Annotated in this window: 14 protein-coding genes; 2 read left to right on the forward strand and 12 right to left on the reverse strand. The window is 40.1% G+C overall.

Annotation, left to right across the window (positions count from 1 at the left end; translation table 11 throughout):
* Positions 1 to 69 precede the first annotated feature (69 nt).
* The 5 genes from LKD48_RS09070 to LKD48_RS09090 all read right to left on the reverse strand — a co-directional run bounded on the left by LKD48_RS09070 (position 70) and on the right by LKD48_RS09090 (position 7,915).
* On the reverse strand, positions 70 to 945 hold the full coding sequence (locus tag LKD48_RS09070; protein WP_227102000.1) for an ABC transporter permease: 876 nt from the start codon (positions 943 to 945) through the stop codon (positions 70 to 72).
* 98 nt (positions 946 to 1,043) lie between these two features.
* Positions 1,044 to 2,588, reverse strand: a complete 1,545-nt coding sequence (locus tag LKD48_RS09075) for a GH39 family glycosyl hydrolase (protein ID WP_308731835.1) — start codon at positions 2,586 to 2,588, stop codon at positions 1,044 to 1,046.
* Positions 2,581 to 5,187, reverse strand: a complete 2,607-nt coding sequence (locus LKD48_RS09080; protein WP_308731836.1) for a glycoside hydrolase family 2 protein — start codon at positions 5,185 to 5,187, stop codon at positions 2,581 to 2,583. Before LKD48_RS09080 ends, LKD48_RS09075 begins: the two co-directional genes overlap by 8 nt.
* Positions 5,184 to 6,746, reverse strand: coding sequence for a glycoside hydrolase family 43 protein (locus LKD48_RS09085; RefSeq protein WP_308731837.1), 1,563 nt, complete (start codon positions 6,744 to 6,746; stop codon positions 5,184 to 5,186). Before LKD48_RS09085 ends, LKD48_RS09080 begins: the two co-directional genes overlap by 4 nt.
* Positions 6,747 to 6,751: 5 nt before the next feature.
* Complete coding sequence (locus LKD48_RS09090; protein ID WP_308731838.1) at positions 6,752 to 7,915, reverse strand: family 8 glycosyl hydrolase; 1,164 nt, start codon at positions 7,913 to 7,915, stop codon at positions 6,752 to 6,754.
* A gap of 86 nt (positions 7,916 to 8,001) precedes the next feature.
* On the opposite strand from LKD48_RS09090, the gene LKD48_RS09095 reads away from it, so the two are divergent.
* A complete protein-coding gene (locus LKD48_RS09095; protein ID WP_308731839.1) occupies positions 8,002 to 8,943 on the forward strand; it encodes a helix-turn-helix domain-containing protein in 942 nt (313 codons plus the stop codon).
* A gap of 2 nt (positions 8,944 to 8,945) precedes the next feature.
* On the opposite strand, the gene LKD48_RS09100 is transcribed toward LKD48_RS09095, so the two are convergent.
* From LKD48_RS09100 to LKD48_RS09125, 6 genes are all read right to left on the reverse strand, one after another.
* Entirely contained in the window at positions 8,946 to 9,887 is a 942-nt protein-coding gene (locus tag LKD48_RS09100; protein ID WP_227102005.1) for a carbohydrate ABC transporter permease, read from the reverse strand.
* 12 nt (positions 9,888 to 9,899) lie between these two features.
* A complete protein-coding gene (locus LKD48_RS09105) occupies positions 9,900 to 10,838 on the reverse strand; it encodes an ABC transporter permease (RefSeq protein WP_118613083.1) in 939 nt (312 codons plus the stop codon).
* A gap of 82 nt (positions 10,839 to 10,920) precedes the next feature.
* Entirely contained in the window at positions 10,921 to 12,618 is a 1,698-nt protein-coding gene (locus LKD48_RS09110) for an extracellular solute-binding protein (protein ID WP_308731840.1), read from the reverse strand.
* Between the two features lie 176 nt (positions 12,619 to 12,794).
* Positions 12,795 to 14,324 (reverse strand): response regulator transcription factor, encoded by a 1,530-nt coding sequence (locus LKD48_RS09115; RefSeq protein ID WP_227102007.1) that lies wholly within the window; start codon positions 14,322 to 14,324, stop codon positions 12,795 to 12,797.
* Positions 14,300 to 16,087 (reverse strand): sensor histidine kinase, encoded by a 1,788-nt coding sequence (locus LKD48_RS09120; protein ID WP_308731841.1) that lies wholly within the window; start codon positions 16,085 to 16,087, stop codon positions 14,300 to 14,302. Before LKD48_RS09120 ends, LKD48_RS09115 begins: the two co-directional genes overlap by 25 nt.
* 68 nt (positions 16,088 to 16,155) lie before the next feature.
* A complete protein-coding gene (locus tag LKD48_RS09125; protein WP_308731842.1) occupies positions 16,156 to 17,283 on the reverse strand; it encodes a phosphotransferase enzyme family protein in 1,128 nt (375 codons plus the stop codon).
* A 181-nt stretch (positions 17,284 to 17,464) separates the two neighbouring features.
* On the opposite strand from LKD48_RS09125, the gene LKD48_RS09130 reads away from it, so the two are divergent.
* The gene (locus LKD48_RS09130; RefSeq protein WP_308731843.1) at positions 17,465 to 18,406 is read left to right on the forward strand and encodes an AraC family transcriptional regulator; all 942 of its coding nucleotides are present in this window, start codon (positions 17,465 to 17,467) and stop codon (positions 18,404 to 18,406) included.
* A gap of 18 nt (positions 18,407 to 18,424) precedes the next feature.
* Here LKD48_RS09130 and LKD48_RS09135 read toward each other — a convergent pair whose 3' ends face one another.
* Positions 18,425 to 19,909 (reverse strand): C69 family dipeptidase, encoded by a 1,485-nt coding sequence (locus LKD48_RS09135; protein ID WP_227102011.1) that lies wholly within the window; start codon positions 19,907 to 19,909, stop codon positions 18,425 to 18,427.
* Positions 19,910 to 20,047 lie beyond the last annotated feature (138 nt).

Genomic DNA, 20,047 nt, shown 5'->3' on the forward strand with positions numbered 1-20,047 from the left:
CTTTAATTTCTCAATGTGCAAGTTCAAAGAATGTGATTTTTTCCCGATTTAATAGCATAAATTTTTTAATTAAATGTGCCTGGGTTTTCGCCTAAAAATTTTATAACTTAAAAAGCCAGTCAGATTTCCGACTGCAAGTTCAGATTTTAAGATCATATTTCCTCCAAACCACAAAATCATGACAATCGTAGTGTACATAATTTCTTGAAAAGCCGGAAGATTCAACACCGCATAGTGAAACGTAGTTTCACTTGACTTTGCCATATCATGGTTTACCTCTTCAAATTTGTCCTCTTCATACTCGTCACGGACAAATGCCTTGACAGCACGAATTGCTATAAGATTTTCCTGCACAACCTGATTTAATCGATCCATAATGCTTTGCAGTCTGGTGTACATCGGTGCAACCTTACGCACAATCACAAAAAGAATGATTGCTAAAATCGGTGTGCACACCACAAAAACAAACGCCAGCTTCGGATTCATATAGAAGGAAAGACCAATTCCCATGATCAAAAGTGACGGACCTCTAGTAATCGGACGAAAGCCTGAAATTATCATGTTTTGAAGTACATTAACATCTGTTGTCATTCTTGTAATCAAAGATGATGTCACAAAATGATCAAGATTAGAAAATGCATACTGCTGTACTCTTGCATATTCTGCCTTTCGAATCTCTGCACCCCATCCATATGAGGCCTTTGCTGAAAAATGGGCATACAAAAGACCAGTGACAAGTGCTCCAAGTGCAAGCAGTGCCATCTGGACTCCCTTTACATAAATATAATTGACATCGTGATTTGCCACTCCGATATCAATCAAGTTTGAAATCATGATCGGGATAAACAGCTCAAAACCAGTCTCGATCATGACAAACAGCGCGCCGAGAATCATGTCCTTTTTGTAAGGCCCCATATACCCGAACAGTCGCTTCATATCTTTCATAAATTCAACTCCTTTGCTGTTTTTTACATTGTTCATTATACAGCAAAGGAGTTTTTTTTGACAATATGCGATTTTTACGTTATTTTTACCTTTTTGCCTTATCTTTTTTCATACTGCATTACGAGCTCATATGAGTAACCACGATCTGGATGAAGTGGTTTTGGTTCAAGCAAAAAGTAAACAACACCATTTTCCTTGATATTTAGTTCAATCGAAATGTGTGATTCTGGCATTGATACAGGTACCATACGCTCGGTGTGAATCTGTGGACGGGCTGTCTGCTTTAAAAGATCAATCTGATCTTTTGTCGGGTTTGCCGGTTCACCAAGATCATGCCATACCTTTAGCGGATTACAGTTCTCTTCATCGACTATCTGCGTCAGAAATAGATATGCATCCGTGGAGGCTGACTGCGTGGTTGGTATCGTCAGATTTAAACAAAGATCTTTTCCAGAACGATTCCTCGTCGCATTCCATGCAATTCCCCTGTAAGAACCATCTTCATATTTCATCACAACACAAGTTTCATCCTTGTAGACACAGATACCTTTCTTCTCTTTTAACTTTTTAAAGAAAGCAAATGTCCAGAAAGTTGGCTTTGGAATACAGCCATTTGCGACAAGGCCAAAACCGCCATGAAATGGAGTAAACGGTACACCAAACTCTTCAAATACATCACCAAATGTCCAGTATGAATATGATTCGTTATCATCACCAAGGCGCGAAAGCTGATGCGCAATGTATGCTGCATTTTGATTTGTATCGTGAATTGGGCAGTTTGGCACATATGAAGTGTTAAACTCCGTAATGTGAATTGGCAGTCCCTTAAAGCGAGGGAAACTGTCAATAATCTCTCTTGTCGTATGAAGATTGGCAAAGCCATCCTCTGGATCCATCAGCTCAATATAGCTGTAATGTCCTTGTGTCTTTGGTGGCTCGGAGGTATAGTGATGTCTTGTTACAAAATCTACGGCAAGATCATTTGTTTCACAATATTCCATAAAGGAACGGATCCACACTTCATCGGTTCCTCCGCACACAGCTGGTCCGCCAACTAAAAATCTGCTGTCTAACTTTTTTATTGCATCAAATGTTGTATGAAACAGTTTGAAATACTCAGGCATATCTGCATTTTCCCAGAATCCTGGCAGATTTGGCTCATTCCATACTTCAATTGGCCAAGTAACAACTTCATCGGTGGTATAGCGCTCGCAAAGATGAGACAAAAGCGCCGTTACCATATCAGTCCATTTCTTGTAGCTTGCTGGCGGTGTTGTGTTTCCCTTCCAGTAAAAGATAGTCTGCGTTCCTGATGCCATTTTCTGCGGCATAAAGCCAAGCTCCAAAAATGGACGCAGACCAAGCGAGATATAGCTGTCCATCACACGGTCAAGATATGTAAAATTGTACTCTGACTCACCTTCTGGCGTTTCCTGATAAATACCTATATCATCACAAAATAGTCCATGACCTCTGATATGAGAAAAGCCAATCTCCTTTTGTACAAGTGACAGCTGCTCCTGATATTCTTTTGTCAGCGCAAGTCCCATGCGCCCAGTTCCAATACAGAAATCTACCTGATTACGGAATACATATTCTTTGTTTTCTTCAATTTGAATGGTTTTTTGAATCACTTCATTCATTCTCTTCTCCTCCTGTCCAAAGATGGATTTGCGCTACAGGCAGTTTGGTTTGATTCCAGTCAATTCTAAAATAGCGAGTAAAGTAGATTCCCTCTGCCTGATAGCACTCTTTGCAATCGTTTCCTTTCTGATTTTCTTTTTTCCTTTTTAATATAACCTTCTCCCACTCTAAATCTGAGCGAAGTTCTGCCACAATTGTCTCTGGCAAGTTCTTTTTTGATTTTTCCAGTGTATCTGGCTCATCTTCAAAGCTAACCTCTAACTGATTGATCCGTCTGACACCTTCAAGGTCAACCATAACCCAATGCATCTGTTCTGATAGATGCTTTGATGAATCTGACATTTTTGGCATCCAACTGCCTTCTTCCTCTGCTGTCACAAAATAAGGCTCATGCCCGATCTCAAAGCTATCAGCAAATACTGGATGCCTCTTTGCCTCATCGTACCTTTCTTTTGGCTTTGGCTCTCCTACTGTATACGGCGGTGGAAGCATCGGATTTAACACCGTGTTCTTGGGTTTTGGCTCTCCATCTGCAAAAATACAAATCTTTGCAGATTTTACACCATCTGCTGTTGCACAAATCACATTTTCACCGCCATACCAGCTTCGAAATTCGATTGCAGCAAGTCCATCCAACATGTTTTTCTTTTCTGGTGAGAACGTGATCGTCTTTCCAGTTGGGAAAATACCATCTCCTTTTTCTACTGTGAATGTCAGCTCGATTTCATTTGAAATCGGATTTCCTTCTTGATCCAAAAGTTCTGCACAAATCCATGCATCCTCCTGTCCGTTTGCACGAAATCTATTAACATCACTGCTTAGACGAATCTGAAAAGGAGTGCCTTCTTTCTTTGGTTTTGGTGCACTTTTTCCAGCCAAATGCTCTCGGTACCAGTACCAACAGGCAAGTGGCAAACGATAATAATCGATCATTCCCATTGAACCCATGCCGTCAAAAATACTGCCATGATGAAAGCCACACCACAAAATCTTTCCGCTTCGCCACGGATAGTCAATCTCAGTTCCATCGGTGAATCGCGGCTCAAATTTTCCTGGGCGCGTCTCTATGCTACTTCCATATTCAGAAACCAAACTCGGAAATCCTGGATCATGGTACAATGCTGCTCCATCCCCATTGTAGCCTGCCAGATCTCCTAGCACGTCAAATCCATCTCTCTGCGCACCGCCCACTGCTGCTGGTCTCGATGGATCAAGCTCATGAGAACGCTCTACCATTTTTCGAATCAGCTCTTTTGCCTTATCCTTTACCGGTGCATCGGTAAAGAAAACCTCATTGCACATGCTCCAGCAAATGATCGATGGATGATTTCGCTGCGTGCAAATCATCTCCTCTAACTGGTCAAGGCAACTTTTTTCAAAAGCAGTCTGATCAGACTCATTTGGAGGATATGCGCTTGCTGTCCAATATCCTTCCTGTTTGTCGCCTCCCGTTCCCCAAAAGCACATCTCCGACCAGAATAGAATACCTTTCTCGTCGCAAACCTGTGCAAAGTATGGGTGATGGGGATAATGAGAACCACGAATGGTATTCATGCCGCACTCTTTTATCATTTGGATGTCTCTTCGAATCCCTGATCGCGTAACGGCATCCGCCCATCCAGCATGATCCTGATGGACATTAGCACCTAAAATGGCAAAATGCTCTCCATTTAAGAAAAATCCATTGTCTTTGTCAAATCGTACTGTTCGAATGCCAAAATTTGTGCGCACACAGTCAACTAAAATTCCATTATAGTTCACACGGCTGACTACTGTATACAATTTAGGCGAATTCGGTGACCACGGTTGTATACCTGACAACGAAATTTGCTGAGTAATTGTCTTCGAATTCAGACTTGAAGTACTGTTACGATCCTTCTTTTCAGAATCAATCTCTCCTTCCGTTTTCATGTTGATTCGTGAGATTTCTTTTGCCAGCACAGTTTCTCCATCCAAAATACAAGTTTCAAGAAAAAGTGGTTCTTGCATCTGGGATAGCCCATTGTTTTGATATTCTCCAATATCAGGGCGCTGATCAAATACCTGTGTATCAATTTTTACAGTTGCATTCCATCCATTCGGATCTTCATTTTCTCTTTCAAGCTTCGTTGTCTGTACAAATACCCCGTATTCCTCAATACCGCAAAATTCTGTTAAAATCAGCTGCACATCACGGTAAATACCGCCATTAAATTGGTGCTCTCCTGCACGCGGAGCAAGCCTTGCATCCCACAGATTGTCCACGCTGACAATCAAATGATTTTTTCCTGGACGAGCCACATTTGTAAGTTCTACCAAAAACGGTGTATAACCACCTCTATGCTCTCCAACCTTTTCTCCATTTAAATAAACACGCGCTTTTTGAAAAACACCTAAAAATTCCAATCGAAGTCTTTTTTTACAGTCTTCCTCCGCCAATGAAATCCAGGTTGAGTAAGTTCCATATCCCACATAGAATTCTTTTTCCATAAAATATGGAATTCCAAATGAATGTGGAATTCCAATGTCCTGCCAGCTTGCAATCTCTTTACTTGTGGCAGTTACCTGATCTCCATAGGTAAATTTCCAATTATTATTTAATAAACGACATTCTCTCATCCTTCCTCCTTCGGTTCAAAAAATTGGAATTTAGAAAAGTCTACAAATCCTCCAGTCTGCTTGGTCGAATAGTAAAACAGTCCAAAACGACATCCAGTAAACAAATCCATCTTAAAATACATTGGCTGGTCAATGCCAAGTTTCTGCCAACCTTCTCGATTTTTATAGAAAAAGGATGCCAGATCTTTCTTGTCAGTAAAATCAGCCTCTGCGCGAAGACAAACTGATGTATCGATTATTGGAACCCTCTGATATTCAATACCTGGATTTTCATATTCAAACTGGCCAAACACAGTTGTATCCTTTGCCGGACGTCCCATCATAATCAGATAAAACTGATCGTTTTCTTTTTTCACACCTGTAAATCCATAATTACCGATAAATGTACTAATTCCAGCAACATCTCCATTTTTCATATGAGCAAACCTAAGTGTCACCTCTGCCGCACATTTTGGTCCAACGGTTCGCTGTGTCAGCGTATTATACGCCTGAAAAAGAGTTGGCGACAGCTTAGCTGAATGTAGACGCAAATGTCCTGGATTTTCAGTAACTGACCAAAAGTCGTCCATTTGCTGATGATTAAATTCCCAGAAATTTTTTAATGTAATCTGACCATTTTCATCTGGCTTATAGAAAAAATCATCACTTCCATTTATTGCCGCATATTGATAACCTGTATCCAAAACAGTTACCACTTCTGGCACTTTCCCATTCTCACCGATTATCGGAAAACCATCTTCAAAATGCATTGGCATCAGCACGGGCGCTCTTCCAAGCGCACCTCGATCCTGAAACATAAAGGCATACCAGTCTCCATCTGGCGTATATACCATACCACCTTGTGCCACACCGAGACCGTGATATCCCATATCATCATCTATGATACATTTCCCCTTAAACGCTCCAGTCAGGGAATCCGACACAAAGCAATCCTCTGTTTTCTTTTTTCCCTTTTCCATATGACAAGTAAATATATAATAGTTTCCGTCTTTTTTATACATATGAGAGCCTTCATAGCCAAGATCTGCATTTTCCTTATCTTGTGCCACAATCCGATTTAGACCATTCTCCTCTGGTCCCGATAAATCCGCTTTTAGCTGTGTCAGATAAAGTGTTTTTTGTCCATGCACAATATAAACACGGTCATCATCATCAAAAAACAATCCGCTGTCATGATACCAGCCTTCTATCGTCTGATGGTTCCATGGTCCATTCGGATCACTTGATGTCAGTAAATGTGATTTATGAGTATCATTTGATGTAAATACAATATAATACTTTCCTTTATGATATCGAAATGTTGGTGCCCACATTCCCTGACCATAAATGTTTTGGTTTCCTTCCATATAATAACGCGGTGTATTGTCTAATCTTTTATACGCATGTGAAAGAATTTCCCATTTTACAAGATCGTATGAACGTAAAATTACACACCCCGGCATAAAATGCATTGTCGTACTCGCCATATAATAAGTGTTTCCAACTCGTATGATATCTGGATCTGGAAAATCTGAATCAATAATGGGATTTTTTGCTACCAATATTTTACCTGTTTTCATAGTGCTCACCATATCCTATACTTTCCGGCCAGCGCCAAAAATGCAAACATATAAAGACAGTTATCATAATAGCGACGCTTTCCCGTACGAAGCGGTGTCTCCCAAAACTTTTTTACCCACCAAAGTGCCAGCTCTTTTTCAGCAGAATTGATCATTTCTTGCTGCACTGGATCTTTTAACACCGCTAAGCTGCCCTCTGCCGTTGTAGCCAAAAGACCAACTGGATGAAGTGCCTTCTGATCAAGTACTGTTCCGTCTACCTCATATGTCATATATGGATTTTCTTTATTTACCACGCCAAGTGTATACTGTAAACGAGAAACTGCCTGTGTCTGACCTACATCTGTCTTAAACCACGCATAATCAAGTCCGATATTCGCTGCTGTGCGATAGGCATCACTGTAAAACCAGTCGTGACGCCCCCATTCAAATACCTTTGTTACAGGTGAGCCATCAAACTCTGCATACTCTGGCGACATACCTGTTTTTGGGTGACTTGACTTCTTCATAAATTCACGGCTGACTTTCGCAGCTTCTGCCCAAAACGGACGATCTTCCTCGTATGCCCACTTTGCAAACAACTCATAAAAATGAGGCAAATGATACGATGGATCAGTAAATGGTGATCCTGGCACAAACAAAATCTGCTTATTTTCACGATTCCACATGGGCTCTCCTAGTCTGCCATTTTCTCCTTTATGAATGCAGGCGCGAAGCAGCTCTTTTGCTTCTTTTTCATATGCAAAAATACCTTCTCCATCCCCCCAACGATGTGATGCAAAAAACAAAGCCATAGCAAAATATTCCTCACCGTCTGGAGCCGGGCCATAAGAATTTTTTGTGCCATCTGTCTGGCATGACCAAGCAAAATAGCCCTCATTTTCGCCTTCTTCCATATACATATATGTTTTTGCCCATTTCCAGATTCGGTCAAATTCCTCTTTCATATCTAGTTGCACACAAAGCATCATTCCATAAGACATGCCCTCTGTACGTGCATCATTATTTCCTGTGTCTTCAATATACGCCATATCGTCCCCCACCGGGAAATACAGCCGTTCTTTTTCATCATAAAAAAATGTAGAAATCAGTTGTGACAGGCGTTCTTCTACCTGCGCATCGCTGATTCCTATCTCTTTCCAAATATTTCGATAGATTCGTTCTTCCATGTTTTTTCCTCCTGATCTTTTCTTTTCGCCGTTTTCTGTGCTATACTATAAAAAGTCTTTATTTTCGCCCTGAAAGGAGCTGCCATATGAATCCTAGCTATCTTTTTTCTCTTTCCGAATCAAAGCGCGCTTTATATCGCAATCAGCCTGATCTTGCACAAGGCCTTCAAATAAGTGAGCCTGAAGAATACGAGCATCCGCCTTTTGTTGAAAACGCGGCTCTTCGTCTGTGGTACAATGAACAGCCTGATCGCTATATGACGCACTGGCATAATGCCACTGAAATGATTGTTGCACTGGAGAACTGCTACACCGTAACAGTACAAAACCAGATTTTTCATCTTCAACCTGGTGATATTCTTGTCGTTCCCCCTGGTGCATTGCACTCCATACAAGGAAATCCAAAAGGTGAAGGATCTCGCTTTATCTTTTTATTTGAGCTGACAATCTTTAACTCCATGTATGATTTTCGCTTTGTACGCAGTGCTTTTTCTAATGCTGTTTTGATAAACCAGACAACTTGTCCTGATATATATGAGCATGAAATTACAGTTCTCATGCAATGTGCAGAAGTATACTGGAGTGACAGCCCTATTCGAATTTTACAAATATACTCTCTCTTGCTGCAGTTTTTCATTTGTTACACGCAAAATTTGCTTGCTAGTAAAATTAGTCCCAATGCACAAAGTCAGTTAGCAAACTCAGATCACAAAACTGCCATTCAGACACTTTTATCTAAAATTGAAACAGACTTTGAACACATTCCCTCACTTGAGGAAGCTGCCACACAGACCGGTCTCTCAAAATTTTATTTTGCCAGACATTTTCGCATCTGTACTGGACATACCTACTGGGATTACATAAACCAGATTCGGTTAAAGAAAGCCTCCCAGCTTCTTGTCGAAACGAATGATGCTATCTGTAAAATTGCTCTTGCCTGTGGTTTTCACGATGTTTCTTCCTTTAACCGCAGTTTTAAAAAGGATATTGGCTGCACTCCCAGCGAATATAGGGCACGAAACAAGTAACGTTACCCTTTCGTTGCACCGAGCGTTACGCCCTTTACAAAATATTTCTGTAAAAATGGATATACAACTAGGATTGGAGCAGAAGCAACAATTGTTACAGCTGCACGTATCGAGGTTGGTGTGATTGTATTTGCTACCTGCTGTCCATTTCCATATACACTAGACAGATCTCGTCCTGACTGTGTGGCCGATGATAAAAGTTTCATCATCTCATACTGAAGCGTGGTCAGATTTTCTTTGCTTGAACAATAAAGGAACGTATCAAACCACTGATTCCATGCGCCTACTGCACACCACAGTGCAACTGTTGCCAAAACTGGCTTGCAGCATGGAAGCACGATCTGCCAATAGCAGCGAAAATGACCTGCACCATCCACCATAGCAGCCTCAGTTAAGCTTTCTGGAAGACCTTGGATAAATGATCGAATAACAATGATATTATAAACGCTTACAAGTCCTGGAACCACATAGACAGCAAAGCTGTTTATCATCTTTAAATCCTTCATCAAAAAATAATTCGGAATCAATCCTGCTGAAATATACATCGTCACGAGAAAATATGATGTGATAAATTTCTTTGCTACAAGCTCTTTTCTTGATAAAACATACGCAATCATAGATCCAAACAAAACTCCAAGTACAGTTGAGATCAAAGTTCGAAGTACAGAATTGATTGCTGCAATAACCATCAGCTTATTTTTAAATACGCTCTGATAGCTGTAAAGTGAAAAAACTCTTGGGAAAAGCTTAATTCCACCGCGAAGAGTATCCTGCGCATCGTTAAACGATACAGCAATCGTATTCCAGAATGGATACAGCATGACAACGATTACACATAGCATAATAAGTGTATTTACTATCGTAAAAATTACATTTCCCGGACGCAGCGCACGCTTACTGATATAAAATTTCTTGCGCGGCCTTCTCATTCCTCTTTGTATCATAACCACTCCTCCTTACATCAGGCTGCTCTCGCCCATTTTATTTGCAATCGCATTAGTTGAAAATACCAGAAACAGTGATATCACAGATTTAAAAATACCAGCAGCTGTTGCTAGTGAATAGTTTCCGATGTTCATACCATATTTTAATACAAAAATATCAATAGTTTGGGAAACATCCTGCAGCAAACCACTTCCCAAAATGTACGGAACCTCAAAGCTTGCATTCATAACCCATCCAAGATTCATAATTAACAATACGATAATGGTGGACTTGATTCCTGGAAGTGTGACATGCCACATCTTGCGGAAACGTCCTGCACCATCAAGCTCCGCTGCCTCATAAAGAGACTGATCTATTCCGGCAATTGCTGCTATGTAAATGATCGAATTCCATCCGGTTTCCTTCCAGATATTAGCAAATGTAGTAATCCACCAAAAATATTTCTGATCACCTAAAAATAATAAAGGCTCTTTAATCAATCCCAGTTTCATAAGTACGTTATTGACTGCACCATCGTTTGTAGAAAGCATCTTGGAAATCAAAGAACACACAATAATCCAGCTCAAAAAATGTGGAAGATATGACACTGTCTGTGTAATCTTTTTGAGTGGAAGCGACTTAATTTCATTTAAAAGAAGTGCAAATACAATTGCAAATAAAAAGCTAAATATCAGATTCATCACAGACATAGCCAATGTATTTCGCATACTTCTCCAGAATTCTATATCTTCGAATAAAAATCGAAACTGATCAAATCCGACAAATTTGGATCCCCAGTAGCCCTTTGCCGGTTTGTAATTTTCAAATGCCATAATCCACCCAGTTAATGGATAATACGAAAAAATAAAGGTATATATCATGCAAGGAACCAGCATAATATAGAGAACTTTGTTTGTTGCAATTTTTTTGAATGTCTTACTTAACGGCTGTTTTTGTTTTTTCTGTTTCATCGACATGACCCCTTTCTCACAGCTCTTTTTTATAAAACAAGAGGAGGGAAGTTGCACCCTCCTCTTACCAAAAGTCACAAATTTACTTGCCCATCTTTAATTCAATCTGTCTGTCAATCTCAGTCTGATATGCATCCAGATCAATTGCATTAAACTCACTCAAGAAATCTTCCCAGATAGAGTCATATTCTGCCTCATCAGAAGCAAGGATCAATCTTGGATAAAACTTCATGGTAACGTCCGTAATCTTTGTGCTTGCAACTGCAGCTGCGCTGCCATCCTCAAGTGACATTGCCCATACTGGATAGTATGCCGGACGAATTATCGGATCGGAGAACATCTCTGCCGGATACTTGATTCCATAGCTCTCTAAAAAGCTCTGATCATAATCAGACTGCGCTGCCATATACTCATCAGCTGACTCGTCTGGTCCACATGGCATATCATCTTCCGTGTAAAGTCCTGTCCACTTCGGGCAATAGTTCCACAGTGGGAATCCAGTCTGATCACGCTTTAATGCCGTATCATAATTGATCGCGCGACGCTCATCTGTCAATAATCTTCCTGTTCCATCTTCGTTATAAACCCAGTCAGTACCTTCTTCTCCCCACTGTAAGTAGTCCTGTACCTCTCTTTGAAGCATCCAGTCAAAGAAACGAAGCAGACGATCTGGATTCTCGCAATTGATGGTGATACCAATTCCATTTGTTCCAGTCGGTATACCATTTGACTGATCCAGGTAGCCATCCTTTACACCAGGATTTGTGATTGGAAGAGCAACATAAGTACGATCATATTTTCCATCGGCCTTTAACAAATTCATTGCACTGCTAAAATTCCAGTTCTGATCATAAAAACCAAGAACGGTTCCTGTTGTCAACTTTGCGATGTACTGGTCATAATCCTGAGTAAATGTATCTGGATCAACTACACCGCTATGATATTCTTCATTTAACTTCTTGTAGAAATCATATGCATCATCACTAATCTGGAAGAAGGATGTCTCAAATGTATCCTGATCAACAAAGATTGCTCCGTCATTTCCTGCTCCGAGAAGATTCTGAACTGGATTTAACAGTGCCCAGTTACGCCAGCCATCTGCTAAAATTTCAAATCCTGTTGTCTTAACGCCATCGATCTCCGGATATTTTGCCATGTAATCCTCAATGATCTTAAAATACTCATCTAACGTGTGAATCTCTGGATAACCAGCTTCTGCAAGAACTGCCTTTTGAATATAGAAGCCAATACCACACTCAAATACAGGTGGATTCTTTGTCACATCGTTCTTCATGGTTCCGTAAATTTCCATGTTGTACATGTGACCATCTTCTTGCGTCAGATAATCTGTTACCTGAGAGTACATCGCATTCAGATTCTCATACTTCGGGATCTCATCCTCAAGCGGAATAAAAGCGCCTGCATCCATCAGCTTTGTAGCTGCATCTCCTGCAAAGATCGCATCTGGATAATCACCGCCTGCAATCATAACACCAAGCTTCTGATCAAGATCACCTACAAGATATTCAAACTTTAATGTAACACCGGTCAGTTCCTGAATCTTCTTGATTACCGGATTGTCCTCTGATGGTGCCACACCAGGGTCACGTACAAAAATTGTATAGGTAATCGGATCGTCTGCATCTTCCATTGGTGTTAATCCACCGTAAATATCAAGACTGCTTGCAGCTGTCTCATCTGCTGATGCCGGAACTGCTGCCAATGTACTAACTGCCATTGCTGATGCCAAAACCATTGTTAACATGCCACGCTTTTTCATAAATGCCTCTCTTTCTGAAACCACTCTTTCGTCTTATGTGGTTTCTCTTAATTTGTTTGATGGTATTATCATTATACCGTAATTTTTCACAATCCTCAATACAGAAAGATCTGCTTTTATTCCACTTTTTAAACCATTTTTATTTGTATATCTTGCTCTATTTGCAAATATTGCTTTTAGTTTCCTTTTTTCCTACGATACTCAGCCGGACTCATACCCGTTTCTTCTGTAAAACGTGAAATAAAATATTTGCTGTCTTTAAAGCCAAGTTCTTCTGCTATCTCATAGACAAGCTGGTCTGATGAACTAAGAAGCTGCTTGGCTTCCTCCATTTTAAGGCGGTTCACATACTGCTTGAAAGTTTCTCCAGATGCTTGCTGTATTACGCGTCCTACATATACCGGACTGATAAAAAAGTGTGCTGCCACCTCTTTTGCCAAAAGCGGCTCTTTGAAATGTTTCTTTATATAAGACAGGATCTGTGACGCAGTTCCCTGCTCATCTACGTTTCCTGTCGTCAGACAATCTGCCGCCATCAAAAACTGATGCTTAACTGCTTTCTCCCACTCCTCATGACGCATATACCATGTACTTTCTCTCCAGTCAAATGTTGTCAGAGAAACCTGCGTATTTTGTGCCTTTTGCAGTAAATCCTGCAAAAGATAAAAGAAACGATAATTAAGCTCCTGAATCATGACAATATTTAATTTTTTCTGCACAGCCTGCGAAATAAGTGCCTCCATACTGTGCACGGCAGCCTCCTTATCATTTTGTGAAAATGCAGCGCGAATTGCCTCAAATCCTTCTTTTTCCTGCTCAAGAAACTGTTCCTGTTCAGATACTTTAAGATCGCTCACTACTTTTTCTTCGCTCCAAAATACACGCGTCATCAGCTCATACAGATGACTGTCGTACTCACTGCGAAATTGATTTGCAGAAAGGTCAAAAATATGCTCGTCCAACAAAATAGCACAGCTAATACCCTGTGATTTCATCCGATGGCGCAGATGACGTCCCAACAAACTCACACTTGACTGATATGCATTCAGGCAATTCTCTGCCACCAGATATGTCAATACGCACCCTCTGCTTCGCACAAATACGCATTGTTCAGACTCAAGCTCCATTTCAATACAGCTTCGTACCGCCTCATACGGATCCTTTTGCTCCCTCCAGGATTCATCCTTTAAAATCACACAATGCATCAAGAAAGTACCTTTCATCAAATCACGCATCCCTGGCTTTTCGCTGTAAAGCATATTTTTTACTACATCTGCCTGCATTAAAAGCTTCTCATTTGCCCGATATGCATGATGCTTGTCAAGTTCTTCCCTTAATTCTTCCAACTCTTTTATCAATTCATCCTCATCGAGTGGCTTAGTCAGATAAGCCTTCACGCCGTAGCGAATCGCTGTTCTTGCATACTCAAAATCGCTGTAGCCCGACAGCATAATGACAAATGGATGATACTCCTTCATCTGCTCTGACAACTCTTTTAAAAGTCCAAGACCATCTAAAATTGGCATACGAATATCGAGAAGCAGTACATCCGGGTGCTGCTGCCGTATTTTTTCGAGTGCATCCTGCCCATTTCTAGCTGTCTGGCAAACACGAAAACCATACATTTCAAAATTAATTACAGCCGGCAGACTGTCACGAATTGCTTTCTCATCATCTACAATCATAACGGTATACATATCCTGCATATTGTCCCCTTTCCTACGACACTTTCAATATCAAATGTCATACGATCCCCATAATATAATGACAATCTTCGATATACATTTTTCAGACCAACACTTTTTCCTTTTTCATCATTTTCCTGAAAGGAAACCTTTAATGCCTCTAGCTTCTCTGCTGTCATACCGCCTCCATTGTCTTCAACTTGAAGATAAAGCATATTCTTTGTAAAGTCGGCTGTTACACAAATGCCCACTAAACGTTTATCCTCGATCGCTTCAAGACCATGCACACATGCATTTTCAACAAGCGGCTGCAAAATCATCTTCGGAATTTTACACTCATAGGCCTCCTCCTGTACATGAATTTCATAGGAAAACTCATCCTCGAAACGATACTCTTGAATATGAAGAAACTCATCTAAAAAGGCAATCTCCTCACGAACTGTAATAATGTTATCATCCCACTCAATCAAATTACGAAACATTTTTGCCATATATTTGATCATCTGAGCTGTCTCAATCTCCCCCTTCACGCGCGCCTTTAATCGAATGCTCTCAAGCGCATTAAACATGAAATGTGGATTTACCTGACTTTGAAGTGCTAAAAAACGCGCCTGATTTGTTTCCCTTTCTAATTGTGCCTGCTGTACCTGCGCTTTATATTCACGCTCAATCAAGTCCTCCTGCTGAGCACTCATACGATCCATACTTTTTTCAAGCACACCAAACTCATCCTGTGCCGTACTTGATTCTGCCTTTTTGATAAAATTGCCATGCGCAATCTCATCGGCCTGCGTGACAAGACGATTTAGCCGTCTGCTAATATTTCCTGCCACAAGATATACACAGCCAAGTGCAAATAAAATGCTGGCAGTTGCCAAAAAAAATGACTGAATTCTGCTTGTTTGAAACTCTTTTGAAATAGAGCTCATATCATAAAGCCCGTATAACGTAAGACCAAAATTTGAAAGCTCGCGTGATAATAAAAGCTTGCCGCTGTCCGCTATTTTTTCTGGATTTATCTGCACCATTTTTCCACTGTTTGCATAACTATTCAGCGCAACGACAACCTGATTATTAGAATCAGTCAATATCATATTTTCAAATAAGTTTGTCTCCTGCAAAATTGCAAGCAGATCATCATATTCTACGTCAACACGAATTAATTTTTGATATGCATCATACTGCTTATAATAATCAAACGCACGAATCACGCTAAGACTTCTGCTGTCAGATGTTCCTGCAATTCTTCTTGTTTCATGAGAAGTCCGAATATATGTATTTGTCTGATTCTTCACTGGATACAAATTGACATAATCAAGAGTTTCACCGAGCGATTCTAATTCCATATCGGATGTCTTTCTCACATAAGCGCCATTCATCAGTGTCGGATTGTCTGTATACAATCTGATCATTCTAATATGATAAGGATACAGATTTGTTTCTGAAAAAAGTACCTGAAACGTTTCCTGATACTGAATCAGATAGTCGAGATCCTTTGTATACTTTTTATCCAGACACTGATACAGCGTCTCGTTTGTTGAATATCGCTTTTCTAATGCAGCGGCCTCTGAAAGCACTGACGCTATTTTTAATGTTTTATCGTCTAGTGCCTCATTGACCGTTGATAACATACGTTCTTTTATTCCACGTTCTGTCTCTAAATAATAAACTGTCTGCTGAAAAATCATCGGAACCAAAATACCGATGCAAAATAAGAAGATCATCTTCTTGACAAATGCTATATTATAGAAGAAATGATGAGCCAGCTGTCTTACCTTTTTCATCCATTGCCACCCCTTTTTGCAACTTTTCTCCTATTTTACTACTTTTTTTCAATTATGCCAAGACTATTTCAGACTTCAGCGCTGACTTTTTGCACTATCTCCTGCATCTGATCCCACTTTGCTTCCATATCTTCAACTAACTTTAACTGTGTACGGCAGCGATCAAGATTGTGGTTTTCTCTTGCAATCTTAAAATATACATCTCCCTGCAGATAATCAGTCAAAAAACGAATGCCATTTTCATATGTCATCATTTTTGCGCCCATCGGAAGAAGGCTGACTTCAATCGGTGTTAATGAATTGCCGCATCCTTTTAAAAATCCTCTTGTATATGTCTCAAACAGCTCCATACTGCAGGAAACAAGGCTTAAATTAATTTCATCCTCTTCTGCTGTACTGGCTCCAGTACGAATAGAATCACCAAAATCATTCATCACAAGACCTGGCATAACAGTGTCAAGATCAATTACACAGATTCCCTTTCCTGTGAGGTCATCAATCATAACATTATTTAATTTAGTATCATTGTGCGTAACACGAAGGGAAAGCTCACCACTTTCAAGACGATCCATAAATTCACTAGCTACTGCCTTATGCTGTCTGATAAATTCAATCTCACGCTGTACACTTGCTGCACGTCCACAAACATCCTCTGCCACGGCACGCTCAAATGTTTGATAACGCTTTTTTGTATCATGAAAATCTACAATAGTTTCGGGCAATGTTTCCGCCGGGTAATCAGACAACAGCTGCTGGAAATGACCAAATGCATACGCACTCTCATAAAACTGTTTTGGATTCTCTGGAAGATCATAACTGGATGCCCCTGTAATGAACTTATATGCACGCCAATACTCTCCCTGCGAATCTACATAAAATGGTTTTCCATAAACAGAAGAAATAATATTTAATGTTTCTCTTGACGGATCTCCTCCATTTTTTTCAATTTTTTTCTTCAAAAATTCCGTTACATTTACAATGTTTTCCATAAGTTCTTCCGGCTGTTTGAATACATTACGATTCATTCTCTGAATGATCACCTTTACCTGACCCATTCCAAAAATATCATACTCTGCCAGATAAGTATCATTGATATGACCGTTTCCAAATGGACGAACATTTATTAATGTACCACTGAATTCAAAATGGCGCACTGCTTCGAGTGCAAATTCACTTACTTCAAATTTCTTTTCCATAAAAAATACCTCGTTTCCTTTTTTTCTTCAATATAACATGACAAAAAATAGGAAGCAAGATAGCTTTAAACTAAACGGACGATTGTATACATAGTGAAGATATTTGTATACAAAACATACTTGAAAAAAAGCTTCTTTCTATTCATAATAAAGTATAAGAATATTGCTAAGGAGGCGGCTTATGTATTATCCAGGTATTGATTTTCAAACATCTATTTCTATCGGAACCATATATAGCATTCACTATTATGAATACCGTACTGATTTTACTTTTTCTGGAGAAACACATGATTTTTGGGAGTTTGTTTATGCAGACAAGGGCGAAACTATTATTACAAGTGATCAAACTGAATTTCGGCTAAAAGCAGGTGAACTTTATTTTCATAAGCCAAATGAATTTCATGCCGTGCGCTCTGATGGGCAAATTGCACCGAATCTGATTGTTATCTCATTTGATCTTTCTGTGTCAAACAAGTCTGATTTACAGCTTTCATCAGAAAAACAGCTTTTTGCGCTCTCAGACCGCATTCTTCGCATTGACCAGACAGAGCGGCGCTTACTTGCTTTAATTATTCAAGAGGCAAAGCAAAGCTTTGACTGCCGCCTTGATGATCCCTACTTAGCTGCCATGCCTCTTAAGCAAACTATGCCGCTTGGCAGCGGACAGCTCATTCGCCTATATCTGGAAGAATTTCTGCTTCATCTGCTGCGCCGTTTTGAGAATGCTCAAAGTATTGGACTTGATAAAAAACCTGCTTCCTATAAATTAAAAAACACGGAAGAAATATTTGATCTGATCACAAACTACCTAAAGCAGCACATTCATGAACAGATTACACTTGAGCAAATTTGTCACGACAATTTAATTGGACGCACGCAGCTGCAAAAGCTTATGAAAGAGCAGTTTAACACGGGAGCCATCAATTATTTTCACCAATTAAAAATTGAGACGGCCAAGCAGCAAATAAGAAGCGGCCGTCTCAATTTCACACAGATTTCTGCCGGACTTGGTTATCAGTCCGTTCAATATTTTTCACGTCAGTTTAAGAATCTGACAGGAATGACGCCAACAGAATATTCATCTTCTATTAAGGCGTTAGCGGAAAATAGTTTTCCCGAATGATTAATAAATCCTTAATTCTTATGCATCTGATCTTGAATATGCATTCTTCATCTGATTGGTCAGTTCAGAAAGCACCTTTTCAAGTGTTGCGAGTGCTTCTTCCTTTGCCATCTGTGCAATTGCCTCATTTGCCTCATGCTTAATGACAAGTCGCTCCGCCTTATCTGCAGTCTGTGCTAATTTTGCATCATATTTTGCAATCAGCGCATGACTCTTTGCCATCACATGACCTTGATAACGCTCAACATGGAACAGAGAACTCTTGTAAGATGCATCTGCCATCGCTGCAATTAACCTGCTTGTCCAGTAGAAATTATCAGTGGACACGTTTTTATCTGTATTTGCTACATAATCTGGTGTTTTTTCGACATCTGCATAGAATGGAAGCAGTGTATTAAATGCATTGGAGCAAAATGCTACCCATTCAATTGCGCGGCTGTCATCCTCGTGATCTGCTCTCATCTGAATAACAGAAAGGAAATCAGTTCGATTTACACCGATTGAACGATATGCACCCTTCATAGACTTATCGCCATATGAAAGATATGGATCATATGGTGTTCCCTGATAATGTGAGGACAGTACATATTTCACATCTTCCACTGTAATCTTCTTTTCTGGAATCAGGCACCACGGAAGGTCATCGGAAAGTGGTGTATAATCAGCATCTGGTCCATCCCATGTAAAGGTTTGAGGATTTAATGTGCGAAGCATATACCATGCACGAGGTGTATTGTACACATGATCTGAGTCATCATGACTTCCGAAAATATCACGCGGAATGAAGCTTCCATCCTGAGAAAGATTTAAATGATTTTTCTCGACAAATTCTTTTAAATCCGCTGAGCACATAAAACCTTTCTGTTCACCATAGGCATCCTCTAAGTCAAATTCATCCATTCCAAACTGATTTGGCATTACTACATAAACATCATCCGGCACTCTTCTTGCAATCCAGTGATGACCGCCGATAGTCTCCAGCCACCAGATTTCATCCTTATCCTGGAATGCAATTCCATTCATCTCATATGTACCGTATGTCTCAAGAAGACTGCCCAGACGCTTTACACCCTCTCTCGCACTTGTTATGTATGGAAGCACTATATAAACGATATCTTCCTCACCGATACCACCCGCTTTTTCTTCTTTTCCATCCTTTGCAGGCTCGTAAACTACAAGTGGATCTGCACCAAGCACACGCGGATTTGAAGTTATTGTCTCTGTTGCTGTCATTGCAACATTTTTCGCATTCACACCACTAGCTGCCCAAATTCCTTCTCCATCAACTGCATTTGGCATGGATGTACAGCGAAGCGGATTGTCAGGCAGTTCAATTTCTACATGAGAAATCACAGAGCGATAAACTTTTTGTCTTTCCTCTGGATGAACTACTACAAATTTTTTCGGCATATAGTGTCCGGCTCCTGAATCATCGTTTCGTGCGATCATTGTTGAACCGTCATATGAAGCATTTTTTCCAACTAATATTGTTGTGCAAGCCATATCTATCTCCTCCTAATAATCAGACTATATTTTGTTTTTCAAGTCGCAATTCAGACTCTGCCCCTATCATAGCATGATTTTAGTGACCAGACAACCCTTCATTGGTTGCTACTCCCCCATTTTTGTGCTATGATACCA

The organism is Anthropogastromicrobium aceti, from assembly GCF_020687335.1.
In the GTDB taxonomy this organism is placed as follows: Bacteria; Bacillota; Clostridia; order Lachnospirales; family Lachnospiraceae; genus Anthropogastromicrobium; species Anthropogastromicrobium aceti.

What these genes read in the sequence shown, in the direction of transcription:
- LKD48_RS09070 (WP_227102000.1), bottom strand. Translation starts at nt 945, where the DNA reads ATGAAAGATATGAAGCGACTGTTCGGGTATATGGGGCCTTACAAAAAG.
- LKD48_RS09075 (WP_308731835.1), bottom strand. Translation starts at nt 2,588, where the DNA reads ATGAATGAAGTGATTCAAAAAACCATTCAAATTGAAGAAAACAAAGAA.
- LKD48_RS09080 (WP_308731836.1), bottom strand. Translation starts at nt 5,187, where the DNA reads ATGAGAGAATGTCGTTTATTAAATAATAATTGGAAATTTACCTATGGA.
- LKD48_RS09085 (WP_308731837.1), bottom strand. Translation starts at nt 6,746, where the DNA reads ATGAAAACAGGTAAAATATTGGTAGCAAAAAATCCCATTATTGATTCA.
- LKD48_RS09090 (WP_308731838.1), bottom strand. Translation starts at nt 7,915, where the DNA reads ATGGAAGAACGAATCTATCGAAATATTTGGAAAGAGATAGGAATCAGC.
- LKD48_RS09095 (WP_308731839.1), top strand. Translation starts at nt 8,002, where the DNA reads ATGAATCCTAGCTATCTTTTTTCTCTTTCCGAATCAAAGCGCGCTTTA.
- LKD48_RS09100 (WP_227102005.1), bottom strand. Translation starts at nt 9,887, where the DNA reads ATGATACAAAGAGGAATGAGAAGGCCGCGCAAGAAATTTTATATCAGT.
- LKD48_RS09105 (WP_118613083.1), bottom strand. Translation starts at nt 10,838, where the DNA reads ATGAAACAGAAAAAACAAAAACAGCCGTTAAGTAAGACATTCAAAAAA.
- LKD48_RS09110 (WP_308731840.1), bottom strand. Translation starts at nt 12,618, where the DNA reads ATGAAAAAGCGTGGCATGTTAACAATGGTTTTGGCATCAGCAATGGCA.
- LKD48_RS09115 (WP_227102007.1), bottom strand. Translation starts at nt 14,324, where the DNA reads ATGCAGGATATGTATACCGTTATGATTGTAGATGATGAGAAAGCAATT.
- LKD48_RS09120 (WP_308731841.1), bottom strand. Translation starts at nt 16,087, where the DNA reads ATGAAAAAGGTAAGACAGCTGGCTCATCATTTCTTCTATAATATAGCA.
- LKD48_RS09125 (WP_308731842.1), bottom strand. Translation starts at nt 17,283, where the DNA reads ATGGAAAAGAAATTTGAAGTAAGTGAATTTGCACTCGAAGCAGTGCGC.
- LKD48_RS09130 (WP_308731843.1), top strand. Translation starts at nt 17,465, where the DNA reads ATGTATTATCCAGGTATTGATTTTCAAACATCTATTTCTATCGGAACC.
- LKD48_RS09135 (WP_227102011.1), bottom strand. Translation starts at nt 19,909, where the DNA reads ATGGCTTGCACAACAATATTAGTTGGAAAAAATGCTTCATATGACGGT.